The organism is Cupriavidus sp. 21MJTG02-4 (assembly GCF_057798975.1).
Window position 1 is genome coordinate 79,048 of the sequence record NZ_JBYOJP010000009.1, and the last position, 17,788, is coordinate 96,835.

Genomic DNA, 17,788 nt, shown 5'->3' on the forward strand with positions numbered 1-17,788 from the left:
TCGCTCAGGCCGTGCACAGCGCGCCCAGCGGCGCGGACGTGGTATAGGCGCCGTCGACATAGACGAGCGGCGACACCTCGCCGGCCAGCCGCACCTCGCGCAGCCGCCCGATGAAGATCGCGTGCGTGCCGTAGTCGAAGCGGCCGTCCTGCTCGCAGACCAGGTTGGCTTGCGCGTTGCGCAGGCACGGCACGCCGAGCAGGTCGTCTTCCCACTCGCCGCTGGTAAAGCGCTCTTCGCCCTTGAGACGCCCGCTGCAGTCCACCGCGATATCGCGGTGGTCGGCGGCCAGCAGGTTGATGCAGAAATCCGCGCCGGCATCGAGCGGCGGATAAAGCGACGAATTGCGGTTGATGCAGATCAGCAGCGAAGGCGGGTCCGCCGACAGCGAATCGACCGCGGTCACGGACATCGAATAGCGGCGTTCGCCATGGCGGCAACTGATGACCGCCACCGAGCGCGCCATGCGGCGCATGGCCTTCAGCATGTCGTCGCGCAGCGCGGTGCTGGTTTCGGGATTGGCGCTCATAAGGCCTCCTGTACGGGTTGAGCGGGGGGCGCGGCGGCTGGCTGCGGCGCCTGCTGTGCGAGCAGGTCGGCAGCGATAAAGCCGAAGGTCATGGCGGGGCCCAGCGTCGAGCCCGCGCCGGGATAGCTGGTGCCCATCATCGAGGCACTGGTATTGCCGATGGCGAACAACCCGGCGATGGCGCTGCCGTCTTCGCGCAGCACGCGCGCGCTGGCATCGGTCACCAGCCCGCCCTTGGTACCGATATCGCCGGCATCGAGCCGCACCGCGTAGAACGGCGCATTGCCGATCGGCGCGAGACACGGGTTCGGCCGTACCGCCGGATCGCTGTAGTAGGTGTCGAACAGGTTGTCGCCCTTGCCGAACTCCTCATCCACGCCGGTGGCGGCGTAGCGGTTCATGCGCGCGACGCTGTCGGCCAGCCCTTCGGCATCGACGCCGATCTGCCGTGCCAGTTCCGTCAGCGTGTCGGCGCGCACCAGGATGCCGGACAGGCTGGCCGGAATGCTGCGGTCCGGCATCACCGAGCCCGGCAGGATCGGCCCGCACGGGTACTTGTGCCGGAACGTGGCGTCGAACACCATCCAGGCCGGCACGCTGCAGCCCGTCTTTTCATGATCGCGGTACATGGCCGGCACGAATTCGGAGTACGGCGCGGCCTCGTTGACGAAGCGCCTGCCCTGGCCGTTCACCACCAGGCATCCGGGCATGGCGCGCTCGATGAAGAGCGCGCGCTGCTTCTCCTCGCCCTGCACGTGCAACGTCGGTGCACCCCAGACATGGGACATCAGTGCGACGCCGGCACCCGCAGCCTGTCCGGCTCGGATGGCGTCGCCGGTATTGTTCGGCGGCGTGGCGCTCCATTCGGTACGCGTCGGCTGCGGCAGGTACTGCTCGCGCATCGCCTGGTTGCGCTCGAAGCCACCGGCGGCGAGGATTACGCCCCGCAGTGCGCGGATCTCCACCACGCGGCCGTCTTGCAGCGCGCGCACGCCTCGCACGGCGCCGTCTTCGACGATCAGGTCCTGCAGCGCGGTATCGAGCCACAGCGCAATCGCGCGATCCATCATCGCGCGCCGCAGGCCCCCAGCCAGGCTGTTGCCGAGCGTTAGCCGGCGATCGCGCCGGGTCTTGCGGCGCCAGCCGAAGTCGAGCCAGTAGCGCGCGAACTGGCGCACCGCCAGGCCGAACCAGCCTGGCGAGCGGCACAGCAGCGCATGTGCCTCGCCCGAGGTCACGGCCACGCGGCCCCCTACGAGTGTGCCTGGCGACGGCGGCCGCAGCCGGTCGAATTCGTCGTGCAGCCGCGCGCCGTCGAATGGCATAGGATCCAGCGCGCGGTAGCCGGGCATCGCGCCCGACACCTTCTGGAAGTAGTCCGCGTAGCGCGGCAGCGTGTAGTAACGCACGCCGGCCTTCTGCTCGAGATACTGCAGCATGCGCGGCGCATGCTCAAGGTAGGCGCGGATGCGCTGTGGATCGCCATGCTCGCCCGTGCAGGCGAGCACGTACTCCAGCGCCTTCGCGTAATCGTCCTGCCCCCCCGCTGGCGCGATATGGTGATTCATCGGAATCCAGATGCCGCCGCCGGACACCGCCGAGGTGCCGCCGTACTGGCTGCTTTTTTCCAGCACCACCACCGACAGTCCGCGGTCGGCGGCGCGGCAGGCGGCGAGCATGCCGCCGGCGCCCGAGCCGACCACCACCACGTCAAACTCCTTCGGCTGCATGCGCGCTGTGCTCTGGGTCATGATGGCTCCCTTGCCATTGGTCCGTTGACCGGCTTCAGATGAAGAAGTCGGTGTTGGCGCGGCCCATCATCACGCCGCCCAGGTTCTGGCCGAAGCGGTCCAGGTTGTTGGCGTAGTGGGCACGCGCGGCGTGCAGGTCGAGGAAGCGGCGCACCATCGGGTTCGAGCGATAGATGCCGTTGCCGCCGGCGTAGCGCAGCAGGCCATTGGCGAGCTGCGCGCAGCGCTCGGCCACTTGCGATGACTGATAGCGGAAATGCAGGCGGCGCGGCGTCTGCACCTGGCCGCCTTCGCGGGCCACGGCGAGCAGTTCGTCGAAGTTGCGTTCCAGGATGGTCCGCATCTCGTCGACGGCCACCTGTGCGTTGGCGCAGGCCAGTTGCGCGCCGCCGTCCTCGGCCGTCTTGCTGCCGCCGTTGCTGCTGACGCGGCCATCGGCGTAGCCGATGAAGTCATCGAGCGTGCCTTCCAGCGCGCCGATGCATGCAGTGCACACGGCGCGCACGAAGATCTGCGCGAACGGCAGGCGGTAAAGCAGTACGTCGTTGATCGCCAGGCCGGGGCTGGTGCCCATGGCGCCATCGACGGCGCGGTGGGTGCGGTAGTCCGGCACGAACACGTCATCGACCACGATGTCGTGGCTGCCGGTGGCGCGCAGGCCCAGCACGTCCCAGTTGCGCACGATCTTGTAGTCGGAGCGCGGCAGCAGGAAGGTGCGGTAGTCATAGGTGCCGCCGGGCTCGGCCGGCGGCACCAGGCCGCCGAGGAAGATCCAGTCGCACAGTTCGCTGCCGCTGGAGAACTTCCAGTGGCCGGAGAAGCGGTAGCCGCCGTCGACCGGCGTGACCTTGCCGACCGGCATATAGGTCGAGGCAATCAGCGTCGCCGGGTCGTTGCCCCACACTTCCTTTTGCGCGCGTTCGTCGAACAGCGCGAGCTGCCAGTTGTGCACGCCGACAACGCCGTAGACCCAGGCAGTGGACATGCAACCCTTGGCCAGGGCCATCTGGATGCGGAAGAAGGTCTGCGGATCGAGCTCGTAGCCGCCGTAGCGGCGCGGTTGCAGCACCTTGAAGAAGCCCGCGGCCTGCATGTCCGCGATGGTCTCGGCGGGGATGCGCGCTTCGGCTTCGGCTTGCGCGGCGCGGCCGGCCAGCACGGGGATCATCTGTTCGGCGCGCGCGATCAGGCTGGCGGCGAGTTGCTTGGGATCGTTGTGGTGTGGCACCGCGGGTCTCCTTGTGGTTTTGTCTTGTGGCTGGCGTTGATGTTTGCACCGGGTGGGCGGGGTGCCATCGTCTGATGGGACTAGCTGCTTTTTTGATCTGCGTGCGGGGACTTCGTGGATGCGCCGGCCCTCACTCCCGGCTCCTCTCCCGCAAGCGGGAGAGGAGAGCAAACCAGCGGGAAGCCAAGGCCGCGATCAGGCCACGCGCAGCTTGTGTCCTTGCTTGCGGAAGTGCGGGATCACGTGTTCGCCGATATTGCGGATGGTTTCCATCTGCGCCCATTGCGGCACCGTGCCCATCTGGCAGATGAACAGGATCTCGTCCGCGCCGGCATCGATCAGGCGCTGCACGTAGCCGATGCAATCGTCCACGGTGCCGTAGGCGTGGTTGGGGTTCAGCATCATCATCGACGGATCGCTGAAGTCGACCGAGACCTTTTCGGATGCAAACTTGGTGCTGATGACGGCCTTGCCCTGTGCGTCAGTCGCGGTGACATGCTCGTCGTCCCAGGTGGACGGATCGGGGCGCTCGCCGCCGGCGTACCAGTACGACAGCGACTCCATGAAATAGCGCTGCCCCTTGATGCCGATCTTGCGCGCGGCCAGGCCGTCCTCGAGCACGATGGTCGGGCACAGCGCCGCGAGGTGCTGGTGCGGGCGGAAGCCGACCTGGTCCTCCGGCTTGCGGCTCTCCCACGCGGTGCGATAGATGTCATTCTTCTTCGCGACATCTTCCGGCCCCCCGAAGCCGAGCACCAGCGCGCCCATGCCGCGCGCGCCGGCGCGCTGCAGCGTGTCGGCATTGGTGCAGGCCAGGTACATCAGCGGGTGCGGGTCCTGGCGCGGCTTGGGATGGATCGGGCGGCGCGGGATCTTGATGAACTCGCCGTCGTGCTCGATTTCGTCCTGCGTCATGATCTTCGGGATCAGGTACATGGACTCGTCGATCATCGGGTGCAGGCTGTTCAGGTCGTAGCCGAAGGTGCCGGCCTCTTGCTGGGTGCCGCCCTTGCCCACGCCGAAGTGGACGCGGCCGCCGGAGAGGATGTCGAGCGTTGCAACGCGCTCGGCCACCTTGACCGGATGATTCATCGCTGGTGGCAGGCAGACCACGCCATGGCCGATGCCGATGCGTTTCGTGCGTCCGGCGACGAATGCCAGGAACGTTTCCGGCGCGCTCATATGCGCGTAGTTGGTCAGCGCGGTATGCTCGACCGCCCAGACCACGTCGAAGCCCATGTCTTCGGCCAGCACCACCTGTTCCATGATTTCATCGAACACCTTGTGGTCGCCGGCGCGCGAGGCATCGACGGTCTGTGCTTCATAGATCAGCGAAAAACGCATTGCAGTCCCCTTCCCTGGTATTGATGGTCCAGGACCGCCGCCGGGACGCCGCCGTGTGCCGCGCCTCGGGCCGGAAGCGGCCTGTGTGCTTGCAGTGTGGGCGGGGGAAGGCGTTGCAACATCGTCTGATTGGATTATGAGCAGGACATGGCGCGTCCCTATCATTCGTCACGGGCAACTTGCCCGTTCATCGATGGGAACAGGACACCATGCAATCCAGACTATTGCTCTACCCCGTTGCGGACATTGACACCGCGCTGCCGTTCTTCACGGAAGGACTCGGCCTGCCCGTGAAATTCCGCGACGGTGACCGCTATTGCGCGCTTGATGCGGGCGCATTGACGCTGGCGCTTGTGGCCGGCGAAGAGAATCTCGTGGATCAGCCGGCACTGGCGTTCAAGGTGGAGGAGGGAGAGGAGATCGACGCGGCGATTGCGCGACTGGTGCAGGCGGGGGCCAGTGTGACGCTGCCTGCAGCGCAGGGGCCGCATGAAACGCGCGCGGTGCTGCAAACCCCGCAGGGCTTTGCGATTGTGATCAGTGGAAAGATTTGAATCAGAGGTTCATGTTCTTGGTAGTGATTGGGTTGTCGATCTTGGCAGGCGCGGCTGTTTCGCCGGCGGAGCCGGCGACCTACTTTCTTGTCCGAGCGACAAGAAAGTAGGCAAAGAAACGCGTTTACTTGTCCTAACGGACGAATATTGATCGTAGTGTGCGAAGAATTTCGTACGGGTATTCGCTTCAGAGTCTGCCCGGCTGCCTGCCGCATGGTGCGCATCCGTATGCAGGCTCTCCAACAATGATTGAACAAGCCCCGAACCTGTCCGTGGCCCGGGCTCTCCAGCCATATCGCATCATCGCCTTCGGCTGCGCTACGCGCGGCTCAGTAGTCTGAGCGCGCAGGCCGGAGCTGAGACCAAGACAATGGTCCGTGTCCGTGTGCGGCAGCGATGGTGATGCGCCAGCTAACAGACTAGTGAGCCGCGTAGCAGCCGTAGGCGATGATGCGACAGCGTTCGCAGTGTCGGGCCACGGACAGGTTCGGGGCTCGTTCAATCATTGCCCGAGAGCCTGCATACGGACGCGCACCATGCGGCAGGCAGCCGGGCAGTCTCTGAAGTTAATACCCGTACAACACCCTCGGCACACTACGATCAATATTCGTCCGTTAGGACAAGTAAACGCGTTTTTTGGTTACTTTTTGTCGCTCGGACAAAAAGTGACTCGCCGGCTCCGCCGGCGAAACAGCGGCGCCTGCCAAGCACAACGCCCCATCCCCCAACCCATCTCTCTACCCCAACGAAATCACACTACTCAACAACATCCTCACAAGCGTAGCCTGCCGCGTCACCCCAGTCTTGGAAAAAATCGCCCGCAGATGCGCCCGCGCGGTGTTCTTGCTGATACCAAGTTCATCCGCGGCTTCATCAAGCGTAAGCCCATTGGCAAGCTGCAGTGCCAGCTGCGTCTCCGCCGGCGTGAAATCGAACAACTGCCGCACCACATCATGCGACGCCTGCGAGCGCCGCTCCGGATCACGGATAAACACCACGCACGCCGGGCGCTTGCGGTTGTCCTCCGACCACTCGCTCAGCGGAATCGTGCGGATCAGCACACCAAGCCGCGCGCTACCAGAAGGCCGCGTGATCGACATCGCTTCCATCAGCGCCGGCGTAGTGCCCACATGGCCCAGCATCGCCTGGCGCAGCAGCCGCTGGAACTTGCGATTCTCCTGCCCATACTCCACATCGAGCCCGCCCTTGGAGATCCGGATGCCATCCTTGGCACCAAGGATCTCATCGGCCGCCGCGTTGGTCTTGATGATGGAACCGGACTCATCGAGGATCACCATCCCGACCAGCATGCGGTCGATGGCGCTCGCATAGATGGTGCGCTCCGATTCCACCACGTCGATGCGCGAGTGCAGGTCCACCGCGCGCTTCAGGTGCGGCAGCAGCGCGGTGCAAAGCGCCTTGTCCGCAGCGGAGAAGTTCGGCCCCTCAATGCTGCGGCACAGCCGGAAGCGGCATTCCACGCCGTCATCGGTGCGCAGGTCCGCGCCAAGGATATAGCGGATGCCAACGTCCTTGAGGAACTGCTGGTAGATCTCGCTCTGGCACCACACGCCCGGCCCGAGGTGCTCGTCGATCGTCACCACGCGGTCGGACGGCAGGCCGATGAACGGATCGAGGGCGTAGTAATAGTTGTTGTAGGACGTCTCGCCCGCGAGCGTCGAGCCCCCGTGCTCCGACGCATTGACCATCAGCCCGGGCCGGTCCGTGGCCGGCGATCGCAGGATCAGCGTGGCGTAGTTGGCGTTGAGCTGGCGGCGGATGTGCTCCAGCGCCTTGCCCCAGGGCACCTGCTCCATCGGGCCCTGGTAGATGTCGCCGAGCAACGCGCTGAACTCCGACAGCGACACCGTCGTCTGCGCGAACAGGTGCGCGGCGGCCTGGTTCTGGCTAACCTCCATCAGCATTTCCTCTGTCTCCATTGTGGCGTGCGCAGCGCGCCGGGCATGCCGGGCAGCTGGCCTGCTGCGAGCTCTCTGGCCCTTTTTTGTGCCCCGATTATAGGGACGGCAAAGAGTCGCGGCTTGCCCCTTGCCTTCATGGTTTGCCCTAGTCGAGACCGGCTCCGCATGCGGGCCGGACTAGTCCTGCGGGACAGGGCAAATCCTCACGCCACGGCGACCCAAACACATACTCCAAACAGACTAAGGACAGACCCAGGCTTACTCACCCAAGGGCAAACCCCTAGCCGGGGCGCACCCCTACCCAAACAGACGATGCCGCACCGGCGCGCCAACGCTAAAAGACAAGCCATGGGCGGCGATCCGCGCCGCCGTCTTTTGACGGAGAACGAGCACCATGGCGGCAAACCCGCGGCTGCAGGCCGCAGTGATCACGGGAGCGGGCGGCGGCATCGGCCGCGCGCTGGCACGAGCGCTGGCTGCACAGGGGTATGCGCTGGCGCTGGCGGATATCGACGCCGAGGCGCTCGAAGCGACGCGCGCGGCGCTTGCCGACCAGGGCGCGACCGTGATCGCCATTCGCACCGATGTGTCCGACGCGCGGCAGATCGAGCACCTGTGCGCGGAGAGCTTCCTGCGCCTGGGCCGCATCGACCTGCTCATCAACAACGCCGGCGTGCTGGCCACCGGCCGTTGCTGGGAACTGGCGCCGGAGGTGTTCGAGCGCGTGCTGCGCGTCAACCTGTGGAGCGTGCTCCACGCGCTGCGCTGCTTCGTGCCGCGCATGGCGGCGCAAGGCGCGGGACATATCGTCAACGTCGCCTCGATGGCCGGGCTGGCCGTGGGTCCGTGGCTCGCGCCGTATACGCTTTCCAAGCAAAGCGTGGTGGCACTGAGCGAAGGGCTGGCGCTGGAACTGCAGGCGGCGGGACTGCCGATCAAGGTGTCGGTGGTCTGCCCCGGCCCGGTGGCCACCGGTATCGCCGGGGAGCTGAACGGCGCCGGGCCGCAGGAAGTGAACCAGATGAACGGTGCGCTGCGCAGCGGCATCGCCGCCGGCATGACGCCGGAGGAAGTCGCGCGCGTGATCGTCGATGGCGTGTCGGCCGGCAAGTTCTGGATCCTGCCGCACGAGGAAGCCGCTCATGCGGCGCAGGCGCGCGCGCAAGCCATCGTCGCGGGCACGCCGCCGGCGTTCGTGCTCTGAACAAATTTCCACACAGCATTCAAGGAGACACCATGCCGCTCGACCCACAGGCCCGCGCCATGCTTGACGCCATGGCCGCCATGCCGCGCCCCGATTTCACGACGCTGCGCGCCGCCGACTACCGCGCCGCGCTGGCGGCCATGCCGGGCTTCGCCCCTGGCGACGCCATCGCCGCGCAGCAAGACCTCACCATCGAAGGCGCAGACGGGCCGCTGGCAGCGCGCCTGTACCGACCCGACGACAGCGCGGCACTGCCGCTGGTGGTCTATTTCCACGGCGGCGGCTTTGTGCTGTGCGGCCTCGATTCGCACGACAACATCTGCCGCAGCCTGGCGCGCCGCAGCGGTGCGCTGGTGCTGTCGGTGGACTACCGGCTGGCACCCGAGGCCCGCTTTCCGGCCGCCGCCGAAGATGCTGTGGCCGCCGTGCGCTGGGCCTGCGCGCATGCGGCGCAACTGGGCGCCGACCCCGAGCGGATTGCCGTGGCCGGTGACAGCGCCGGCGGCAACCTTGCCGCCGTGGCATGCCAGCAGCTGCGTGGCAGCGCCATCGCGCCGCGCCACCAGCTACTGCTCTATCCGTACCTGGACTGCACCGACGCCGCCACCCACAGCGAAAGCTATCGCACCTGCGGCGAGGGCTATTTCCTCGGCGCGGCCGAACTGGACTGGTACCGCACCCAGTACCTGCCCCATCGCGCGGACGCCGCCGACGTGCGCGCCAGCCCGCTGCACCAGCGCGACCTGCACGGGTTGCCGCCCGCCACCATCATCACGGCGGAATTCGACCCGCTGCGGGATCAGGGCGAGGCCTACGGCGAGGCCTTGCAGCGCGCCGGCGGCAACGCCACCATACAGCGCTGGCCCGGCCAGTTCCATGGCTTCATGAGCATGCAAGGCGTGCTGGACGCCGCCAGCGATGCGCTGGATGCCGCGGCGGCGGCACTGCGACAGGCATTCGGCGCCAGCGCGCAGGAGGCAGCATGAGCACGTCCAGCGATCTGCCACAGATGGCCGATGTGCTCGCGGCCCTCGCCGCAGGCCAGCGCGTGGTGGTCATTGAAGACGAGACCGACGAGGCCACCGGCTGCGTACTGGTCGCCGCCGAGCGCGCCACCGAAGCCGACGTCAACTTCATGGCCGCCGAGGCGCGTGGCCTGGTGTGCATGGCGATCACCGAAGCGCGCCGGCAGCGGCTGCAGCTGCCGCCGATGGCGGCCAACCAGCGCCAGCGCGAACGCTACACGGTATCGATCGAGGCGGCTACGGGCGTCAGCACCGGCATTTCCGCTGCGGACCGGGCCCTGACGCTACGCGTGGCAGCCGCCGCGCATGCCCAGCCACACGACCTGGTCCAGCCGGGGCACATCTTCCCGATCGTGGCGCAGCCAGACGGTGTGCTGCGCCGCGCGGGCTTCGCCGAAGCCTGCTCCGACCTGCCAAGGCTGGCCGGGCGCGTCGCGGCCGGGGCCTATGCCATGCTGCTCGATGACGACGGCAATCTGCTGCGCGGCCCCGGCCTGCTGGCCTTTGCGGGGCGCCATGGCCTGCCGGCGGTTTCGATCAGCGGGCTGATCCACCACCGTCTGCTGACCGAAGGCGCGCTGCGCCGCACGCACTCGCGCGAACTCGACACACCCTATGGCCGCTTCACCGTGCATGCCTACCACGACGCGCCGGTCGACGCGCTCCATCTTGCGCTGGTGCTGGGCGAGCCAAACCCGAACGAACCCGTGCTCACCCGCGTGCAGACCGTTGAAATGCAGCGCGACGTGTTGGGCTTCGCCACGCCGGTCCAGCCGGCCTGGAACCTGGAACGTTCGCTCGCGCGCATCGGCGCAGAGGGCTGCGGCGTGCTGGTGCTGCTCGATGAGCGCGAGTCGCCGCAGCAGCGGCTGGAACGGCTGGCGGCACCGCAATCGGCCGCGCCCGCACCGGCGTTCGCGCAGCGGGCACTGGGCGTCGGGGCACAGATCCTGCGCGATGTGGGCGCGCACAAGCTGCGCCTGCTCAGCCATCCGGTGCCGTACCGCGCCGTCACCGGATTCGAGCTGGCGGTTACGGAGTTTGTCCCGCCGGGCTGATCCCGCCAGGACCGCCAAAGCAATCGGCAAAGCTGCGGGTGAAGCGGTCCACCTCTGCGTCGGCCAGGTGGTTGATGCCACCGGCCAGGCGCCGGCCGCCGCCGGTCTCGAAACCGCGGCAGAAATCGGCCGCGCCGGTGGCACTGTGCGCCGGCACCCGCACGCTGACGGCAAAGCCGCCGCCGGACTTCGGCGACAGCAGGCCGATCGCATCGCCGGGTCGCCCGCGCACCAGCTCGTTGGCCAGCACGCCGATCGCGCGCCGCGCCCATGGCGCGTCAGGCAAAACCAGCAGCGCGGCACCGGGTACCTCATGCGCTGGAGACAGGCGCCGCGCGTGCGCCATGTCTTCTTCGTACCCGTCGCACAACGCCGCATAGGCGCCACATTGCGCGGCGAATGCCAGCGGGTCGTCGAACGGCAGCATATGGCGCGCCAGTTCGGCGGGATCGAAATGCAGGTCCGCCAGGCACTCGCCATACGCGTTGTAGTTCAGGCAGGTGCCCAGGCGTTCCAGCACGGCGGTCTCGCGCGCATCCAGCCCCGCCTGTTCAGCGAGCCCGCGGGCCACGGCAGCCAGGTTGTCGCCGAACGCAGCAGTGATCGCCCAGCGGCGGTGGCGCCCGCCCAGGAAGCGGTCCACGAGAATGGAGGTGCAGACCTCCGGCCCCTCGTCGATATGCGTGCGCAGGCCGGCATGCGCCGGCAGGTCGCCGGCATGGTGGTGGTCGAAGTACGCCACGCCGGCACCGGCCGCGAGCAGCCGCAGCAGGCCGTCGCGGTTCTGGTCGAGCGAGATATCCAGCGCGGTCACGGCGTCGCCGGGCGCGGCGTCGATGCGTTCGAGCAGCCGGATATCGCGCTTGACGCCGGTGACGAGCGTCGCGTCGCCCGGGTTGGCCAGGCGCAGCTGCTGCAGCGCGCACAGGCCGTCGGCGTCGCCGTTGAAGGCAAAGTAGCGGGTCATGGCAATGGCTCGGGGGCTTGTCAGGGCTTGTGGGTCAGGGCATGAAATCGCCGCCGTTGGCATCCAGCGAGGCTCCGGTGATCGCCCGGGCGTAGTCCGACACCAGGAACAGCGCCGCGCGCGCGCAGTCGTCGTCGGTCGGCATGCGGCCCAGTGCGATCTGCGAAGCCACCGGTGCGATGATAGCGTCCTCGCTGACGCCCTGCTCGGCCGCGGCATGGCGCACGTAGCCCTGCACCGGCGCACCCCACATCCAGCCCATGAAGACGCTGTTGGCGCGAATGCCGTGCGGGCCGAGTTCGCGCGCCAGGTACTTGACCGCCACCGCCAGCGCGCCCTTGGACGCCGCGTAGCCCGATTCACCAGGCATCGGCTTGCGCGTGGCCTGGGTGTTGATCATCACGATGGCGCCGCCGCCCTGCGGTTTCATCAGCGCCGCCACCTCCTGCGTCAGCGTCATGGTGCCAAACACGTTGGTATCGAACACCTGGCGCCAGACGTCCAGGTCCGCCGCTTCCACCGGCTCGGGGAAATTGCCGTGCTGGAAGGCGCTGTTGACGAGCGCGTCGATGCGGCCGAAGCGGCGCATGGTCTCGGCGGCAAGATGGCGCGACTGGGCACGGTCGGTGATGTCTGTCACGACCTTGAGCACTTCGCAGTCGGCGCCCAGTGCATCGATGCGGGCCTGTGCTTCATCCAGCTTCGCGGCAGTGCGCGCGGCGATGGCCACGGCGCGTGCACCTTCTCGCGCGGCTTCGACCGCTAGCTTGATACCCAGGCCGGGGCCGATGCCGGATACGATGACGACCTTGTCTTTCAGCAGCATGATGTTGTCTCCTCTGTTTTTTTCAGTGGTGGGTCAGGATGTGCCGCGCGCGGTAGCCCGCGAAGTCGCGTTCCAGCTGTGCCTGGCTCAGGCCGAACTGCTCCGGTGTATAGGCGTGCGCCGCGCGCTGGTTGCGCGGGTTGCTTTCCATCCATGCCCACATCCCGGCGCGCGCCGCCTCGGTCAGCGGCATGCCGGCAAAGCGGTAGACCGCCCGCGCCACGCCGAACGGATCGCTTACCGTGTCCTCGAAACGCACGTCGAGGAAGCGGTCGGCCGGCAGGCTGTCGCGCACGGCCATGGCATGTTCGGTGCCGCGCCGCATCTGCTCGCTCCACTGCTGCCCCACCGCGATGGCATCGGGTGCGTCGGCGTACAGCTTCCACAGCGTATGCGCCATGCTGGCCATCGACGGAATCGTCTGCGCGGGATCGCGGTGGGTCAACACGACCTGCGCGCCCGGGAACACCTTGAACAGGATCTCCAGTGTATGGAGGTGCTGGGGCGTCTTCAGCACCCACCGCTGCGCCGGGGCCTCGCCGCGCTGCCGTTTCTGCCATTGCAGGAACTGCAGCATGGTCTTCAGGTAGGCATAGACTTCGGTGCGGTCCTGGCGCGCCAGCCAGGCGGTGTAGGCGGGCACGTTGGCGTAGGAATCCATCGCGCACAGGAAGGAATGCTCCATCAGCATGAATTCCTCGTCGGCCGCCATCGCGTCAAGGGGATGGATGGCGAGGATGTCCGGGATGAAGCGGATCATCTGCGCGACCTCGTCTCGTGCCAGCGCGATGCGTCGGCCCGGGTCGCACGCGTCCTCGCCGGGCAGCGGCGCCGGGTAGCGGGTTTCCCACCAGGCGGCGGAGCAGAAGCGGGAATCCGTGGCCAGCATGCGTTGCAGCAGCGTGGTGCCGGTGCGCGGCAGGCCGACGATCACGAGCGGGTCATCCACACGCTCCTGCAGGATCTCCGGATGGCGCCGGCAGTGGTCCTGGATCACCAGCCGGTTCACCAGTTGCGCCTGCAGCTTGCCCTGCAGTATCTGCGCGCCTTGCGTCGATAGACCGGCTTCGCGGGCCAGCGAATCCCCTAGTACTTCCAGGGCTTCGCGGTAGTTCCCGGGGCCGAAGTCAGTCAGCCCTCCAGCCTGCGCGCTGGCCTGTGCCAGCAGGCGCTCCACGTCGAGCACGGCGGTGTCGTCACAATCGATCGTATTCATGCTTTCTCCCTGAGCGATTCAAGCTTGACCACGCGCGTGCGCGGATGCACCGGCTGCGCCGCGCCGACCCAGCGCCAGCACATGGTGCCGTTGCCATGGCCCGCTGTCTCCAGCCAGTTCGGCAGGCCCGGATCGCGCGCGCTGAGGATGACGGTGACGCCGCCATTGGCATCGAGCCGCGCACTGTGCTTGTTGAGGCAGATGTCGTGGTAGCGGTAGTCGAGCGATTCCATCCAGTAGTTGTTGATCTGGAAATTCCAGAACTCGCACGGCGGCACGCTGTCCACCTCGACCACCAGCGCCTCGTCGTCGGCCAGTTGCCAGCACGAGTGGTAGTAGTAGATGTTTGGATCGCCGCCGGCCGCCTGGCACACCGCCTGGTCCGCGGGCGGCAAGGCGTTGACATGGCCGCCGTAGCCCTGCGCCCAGTCGGCGAAGACGCGTGCCGTGCCCTCGACAAAGGCGGCCGCGCGCAGCAGGCCGCCGTGCAGGCGCTCCGCACTGAGCGCGGGCGACTTGCCGTTGCCGTCGATGCGCTCGATCTGCAGCCCGGCCGGCGTCTCGGCCTTGCGGTCGAGGAAGGTCTGGCGCACCACGAGCGCATTGGTAGCCGGCTCCATGCGCAACCAGTTGCCATCATGCGGCTGCGCACTGAGGACAATTTCGAAGCTGCCGTCCGCCGCCACTGCCAGCTTGTTGCTGTCGATGAAACCGGTCTGGATCATCTTGCCGTCGGTTTCGTAGCCGCCCTTCTGCGTGCCGAAGCTCAGGTACGCCACCGTGCCGCGCCGGCCGCGGATGCGGTAGGCGGCGCTGCCGTCCAGGCGCGCATAGCGGTACAGGTTGTCCGGATTGTCCGCGCCGATCTTGGCGGTTTCATGCGATGGCGAGAAGAAGCCGGGAAACGCCGGATCGGCGAACTCCACATGCATCTCCAGCGCAATGCGCAGCAAGCGGCTCAGGTAACGAAAGCCCTCGGCGCGCGTGAGCGCGTCCGCCGGTGCCTCCGGGCGCAGGATCTGCTGCCCGCTGCGCTTGAGCACTTCGCAAAATTCGGCCCAGGTCTGGCCGCACAGCAATTGGTCTTCGGCGGAGGTCGCCATCTGCGTTGCTCCCGTGGTTCGTCTGCGTAGCAACGATACCCAGTGCAGGCCGCTCGCCTCCTCGTCCGGGCGGACTAGCAAATGCACGCCGCACCTCGCCATTTTCTAGTCCGCCCGGACGAAGTGGCGCAGGGCCCCGGCTCGATACCTTTGGTCCATGCCGAGCCACGGCGAGATCCCCGCACAGGGCCGGCGCAACCAAGAGGAGAACCCGATGTTGACCCACCTGGAGCAACTGGAGGCGGAGAGCATCCACATCATGCGGGAGGTGGTGGCGGAGTGCGAGAACCCCGTCATGCTCTATTCCATTGGCAAGGACAGCGCCGTGATGCTGCATCTTGCGATGAAGGCCTTCCACCCGGCGCGCCCGCCGTTTCCGCTGCTGCACGTCGATACCACATGGAAATTCCGCGAGATGATCGCGTTCCGCGACCAGACCGTGGAGCGGCTCGGCCTGGACCTGCGCGTGCATATCAACCCCGAAGGGCTGGAGCGCAATATCAGCCCGCACGAGCACGGATCTGCCGTGCATACCGACGTGTGGAAAACGCAAGGCCTGAAGCAGGCGCTTGACCACTATGGTTTTGATGCCGCCTTCGGCGGTGCGCGCCGGGACGAGGAGAAATCGCGCGCCAAGGAGCGGGTGTTCTCGGTGCGCACCGCGCAGCACCGCTGGGACCCGAAGATGCAGCGCCCCGAACTCTGGCGCCAGTACAACACCCGCAAGCGCAAGGGCGAAAGCCTGCGCGTGTTCCCGCTGTCGAACTGGACCGAGCTGGACATCTGGCAATACATCTACCTCAACGAAATTCCGATCGTGCCCTTGTATTTCGCCGAGGCGCGGCCGGTGGTCGAACGCGACGGCACGCTGATCATGGTCGATGACAAGCGCCTGCCGCTGCGCCCCGGGGAAACGCCGCAGATGCGCAAGGTCCGCTTCCGCACGCTGGGCTGCTATCCGCTCACCGGCGCGATCGAGAGCGAGGCCGATACGCTCGGCGGCATCATCCAGGAAATGCTGATTGCGACGACATCGGAGCGTCAGGGACGGCTGATCGACAGCGACTCGGCCGGTTCAATGGAGAAGAAAAAGCAGGAGGGATACTTCTGATGGAAACCCTGATCGACACCAAGGCGGGATCGGCATCAAACGCGGCGCCAGAAGGGGCGCAAGGCGATATCGCCCACTATCTGCGGGCCCAGCAGAGCAAGAGCCTGCTGCGCTTCATCACCTGCGGCAGCGTCGACGACGGCAAGAGCACGCTGATCGGCAGGCTGCTGTATGAATCAAAGATGCTGTTCGAGGACCAGCTGGCCCAGCTCGAAGCGGATTCGAAGAAGATGGGCACGCAGGGCGAGAACCTGGACTTCGCGCTGCTGGTGGATGGCCTGGCCGCCGAGCGCGAACAGGGCATCACCATCGATGTGGCTTACCGCTTCTTTGCCACGGACAAGCGCAAGTTCATCGTGGCCGATACGCCCGGGCATGAACAATACACACGCAATATGGTCACCGGCGCGTCCACCGCCGACCTGGCGATCCTGCTGGTGGATGCGCGCCGTGGCGTGCAGACGCAGACGCGCCGCCACAGCTATCTGGTGGCAACGCTCGGCATCAAACGCGTGGTGCTGGCGGTCAACAAGCTCGACATGGTGGACTATTCGCGTGAGGTCCATACGCGTTTCGAGAAGGAATACCGCGAGTTCGCGAAGCAGATCGGCCTGACCGATATCGTCTGCATCCCGATGTCGGCACTGTGCGGCGACAACATTACCGAAGCGAGCCCGAATACGCCGTGGTACCAGGGTCCGACGCTGATGGACCATCTGGAGAACGTGCAGATCGACCGCGTGCCCGCGCAGGATGAATCGTTCCGGCTACCGGTGCAGTGGGTCAACCGCCCGAACCTGGACTTCCGCGGCTTCGCCGGCACGGTCAGCGCCGGCGAGATCCGCCGTGGCGACCGTGTGCGCGCGCTGCCTTCCGGCCGCGAAAGCCGCGTGACGGGCATTATCGGCGCCAACGGCGCCTGCGAGCAAGCCATGCGCGGCCAGGCGGTGACGCTGACGCTGGCGGACGAGATCGACGTCAGCCGCGGCGATGTGCTGGCGTGCGCCGAAGACCCGCCCGCGGTGGCCGACCAGTTCGAAGCCACGCTGGTGTGGATGAACGAGGACGCCATGCTGCCCGGGCGCCCCTACCTGCTCAAGCTCGGCACGCGCACCGTGGGCGTGACGGTGGCGCAGCCCAAGTACAAGGTCAACGTCAACACGCTCGAACAGCTGGCCGCACGCACGCTGGAACTGAACGAGATCGGCGTGTGCAACCTGCACCTGGACCAGCCCGTCGCTTTCGACCCCTACGCACGCAACCGCGAACTGGGCGGGTTCATCCTCATCGACCGCCTCAGCAACAACACGGTCGGCGCCGGGATGCTGCATTTTGCGCTGCGCCGCGCCCAGAACGTGCATTGGCAAGCCATCGACGTGGACCGCCGCGCGCATGCCGCGCTCAAGCATCAGTCGCCGCGCATCGTCTGGTTCACAGGGCTTTCCGGTGCGGGCAAGTCCACCATTGCCAACCTGGTGGAAAAGCGCCTGCATGCGCTGGGGCACCACACCTACCTGCTCGACGGCGACAACGTGCGCCATGGGCTGAACAAGGACCTGGGCTTCTCCGAGGCGGACCGCGTCGAGAACATCCGGCGCGTGGCGGAAGTGGCAAGGCTGATGCTCGACGCCGGGCTGGTCGTGCTGGTGTCGTTCATCTCGCCCTTCCGCTCCGAACGCGAGATGGCGCGCACGCTGGCTGGCGACGGCGAGTTTGTCGAAGTGTTCATCGACACGCCGCTCTCGGTGGCCGAGCAACGCGACCCCAAGGGCCTGTACCGCAAGGCGCGGCGCGGCGAGCTGAAGAACTTCACCGGCATCGATTCGCCGTACGAGCCGCCCGAGCGGCCCGAACTGCGCATCGACACCACGGCCGACACGGCGGAGCAGGCGGCGGAGCGGATCGTGGCGTGGCTGCGGGAGAGACCCTAGGCTGAACAGACGATGAGGC

General features: G+C 66.9%; 15 protein-coding genes. 6 read left to right on the forward strand and 9 right to left on the reverse strand.

Going from position 1 to position 17,788, the window contains the following annotated elements; all coding sequences use genetic code 11:
* Window positions 1-4: 4 nt before the first annotated feature.
* The 4 genes from AC3FKH_RS18920 to AC3FKH_RS18935 form a co-directional block, all read right to left on the reverse strand.
* Complete coding sequence (locus AC3FKH_RS18920; RefSeq protein WP_483732768.1) at window positions 5-529, reverse strand: flavin reductase family protein; 525 nt, start codon at window positions 527-529, stop codon at window positions 5-7.
* On the reverse strand, window positions 526-2,280 hold the full coding sequence (locus AC3FKH_RS18925; RefSeq protein ID WP_488677367.1) for an FAD-dependent oxidoreductase: 1,755 nt from the start codon (window positions 2,278-2,280) through the stop codon (window positions 526-528). Before AC3FKH_RS18925 ends, AC3FKH_RS18920 begins: the two co-directional genes overlap by 4 nt.
* Window positions 2,281-2,314: 34 nt before the next feature.
* The gene (locus tag AC3FKH_RS18930) at window positions 2,315-3,508 is read right to left on the reverse strand and encodes an acyl-CoA dehydrogenase family protein (RefSeq protein ID WP_488677368.1); all 1,194 of its coding nucleotides are present in this window, start codon (window positions 3,506-3,508) and stop codon (window positions 2,315-2,317) included.
* A gap of 195 nt (window positions 3,509-3,703) precedes the next feature.
* Complete coding sequence (locus tag AC3FKH_RS18935) at window positions 3,704-4,852, reverse strand: LLM class flavin-dependent oxidoreductase (RefSeq protein WP_488677369.1); 1,149 nt, start codon at window positions 4,850-4,852, stop codon at window positions 3,704-3,706.
* A 209-nt stretch (window positions 4,853-5,061) separates the two neighbouring features.
* Between AC3FKH_RS18935 and AC3FKH_RS18940 the strand changes: the two genes are divergently transcribed.
* On the forward strand, window positions 5,062-5,406 hold the full coding sequence (locus tag AC3FKH_RS18940; RefSeq protein WP_488677513.1) for a VOC family protein: 345 nt from the start codon (window positions 5,062-5,064) through the stop codon (window positions 5,404-5,406).
* A 737-nt stretch (window positions 5,407-6,143) separates the two neighbouring features.
* Here the strand turns inward: AC3FKH_RS18940 and AC3FKH_RS18945 are convergent.
* Complete coding sequence (locus AC3FKH_RS18945; protein ID WP_488677370.1) at window positions 6,144-7,331, reverse strand: helix-turn-helix transcriptional regulator; 1,188 nt, start codon at window positions 7,329-7,331, stop codon at window positions 6,144-6,146.
* 391 nt (window positions 7,332-7,722) lie between these two features.
* On the opposite strand from AC3FKH_RS18945, the gene AC3FKH_RS18950 reads away from it, so the two are divergent.
* The 3 genes from AC3FKH_RS18950 to AC3FKH_RS18960 are packed head-to-tail and all read left to right on the forward strand — an operon-like array spanning window position 7,723 to window position 10,615.
* Window positions 7,723-8,532, forward strand: coding sequence for an SDR family NAD(P)-dependent oxidoreductase (locus tag AC3FKH_RS18950; RefSeq protein ID WP_488677371.1), 810 nt, complete (start codon window positions 7,723-7,725; stop codon window positions 8,530-8,532).
* Between the two features lie 32 nt (window positions 8,533-8,564).
* Window positions 8,565-9,518, forward strand: coding sequence for an alpha/beta hydrolase (locus AC3FKH_RS18955; RefSeq protein WP_488677372.1), 954 nt, complete (start codon window positions 8,565-8,567; stop codon window positions 9,516-9,518).
* On the forward strand, window positions 9,515-10,615 hold the full coding sequence (locus tag AC3FKH_RS18960; protein WP_488677373.1) for a 3,4-dihydroxy-2-butanone-4-phosphate synthase: 1,101 nt from the start codon (window positions 9,515-9,517) through the stop codon (window positions 10,613-10,615). Before AC3FKH_RS18955 ends, AC3FKH_RS18960 begins: the two co-directional genes overlap by 4 nt.
* Here AC3FKH_RS18960 and AC3FKH_RS18965 read toward each other — a convergent pair.
* The 4 genes from AC3FKH_RS18965 to AC3FKH_RS18980 are packed head-to-tail and all read right to left on the reverse strand — an operon-like array spanning window position 10,590 to window position 14,727.
* Window positions 10,590-11,582, reverse strand: a complete 993-nt coding sequence (locus tag AC3FKH_RS18965; RefSeq protein ID WP_488677374.1) for an acetyltransferase — start codon at window positions 11,580-11,582, stop codon at window positions 10,590-10,592. The genes AC3FKH_RS18960 and AC3FKH_RS18965 overlap by 26 nt on opposite strands.
* A gap of 34 nt (window positions 11,583-11,616) precedes the next feature.
* A complete protein-coding gene (locus AC3FKH_RS18970; protein WP_488677375.1) occupies window positions 11,617-12,408 on the reverse strand; it encodes an SDR family oxidoreductase in 792 nt (263 codons plus the stop codon).
* 22 nt (window positions 12,409-12,430) lie between these two features.
* On the reverse strand, window positions 12,431-13,624 hold the full coding sequence (locus AC3FKH_RS18975) for a sulfotransferase family protein (protein ID WP_488677376.1): 1,194 nt from the start codon (window positions 13,622-13,624) through the stop codon (window positions 12,431-12,433).
* A complete protein-coding gene (locus AC3FKH_RS18980; RefSeq protein ID WP_488677377.1) occupies window positions 13,621-14,727 on the reverse strand; it encodes a DUF1214 domain-containing protein in 1,107 nt (368 codons plus the stop codon). The genes AC3FKH_RS18975 and AC3FKH_RS18980 overlap by 4 nt, the downstream gene beginning before the upstream one ends.
* A gap of 157 nt (window positions 14,728-14,884) precedes the next feature.
* Between AC3FKH_RS18980 and cysD the strand changes: the two genes are divergently transcribed.
* Window positions 14,885-15,838 carry a sulfate adenylyltransferase subunit CysD gene (cysD, locus tag AC3FKH_RS18985; RefSeq protein ID WP_488677378.1) on the forward strand — a complete coding sequence of 318 codons (954 nt, stop codon included), beginning with the start codon at window positions 14,885-14,887 and terminating at the stop codon, window positions 15,836-15,838.
* The gene (gene cysN / locus AC3FKH_RS18990) at window positions 15,838-17,769 is read left to right on the forward strand and encodes a sulfate adenylyltransferase subunit CysN (protein WP_488677379.1); all 1,932 of its coding nucleotides are present in this window, start codon (window positions 15,838-15,840) and stop codon (window positions 17,767-17,769) included. Before cysD ends, cysN begins: the two co-directional genes overlap by 1 nt.
* Window positions 17,770-17,788: the final 19 nt, after the last annotated feature.